At 28.4% G+C, this 261-nt stretch carries 1 protein-coding gene; it reads right to left on the reverse strand.

Annotated elements, in window-relative coordinates; translation table 11 throughout:
- A partial coding sequence (locus LKX83_RS32605; protein WP_227887427.1) for a hypothetical protein occupies positions 1 to 261 on the reverse strand: 261 nt, incomplete at both ends.

The following is a 261-nucleotide window of genomic DNA, read 5'->3' on the forward strand; positions in this document are numbered from 1 at the left end:
AAAGCCTTTTTAGAAGTTGATGCTAATGATTTAGTAAAGATTGTACCTATATCCTTTTCGCCCGATAAATCATATTTTACTAGAGTAAAGTTGAAGTACTGAGATAATCTATTTATCTTAGCGATAAGGAAATTCTTATAAAAATACAATATAGCCTCTGTGTAGGTGGAATCATAAGTTTGTGTTTCATGATGTTTGACTTGGATAATATTTATTTTCTCATCCTGTTTTATAACATCAGTCTTTTCTAATATATCTTCA

Origin of the sequence: Cohnella baijiui (assembly GCF_020731285.1) — a bacterium.
In the GTDB taxonomy this organism is placed as follows: Bacteria; Bacillota; Bacilli; order Paenibacillales; family Paenibacillaceae; genus Cohnella.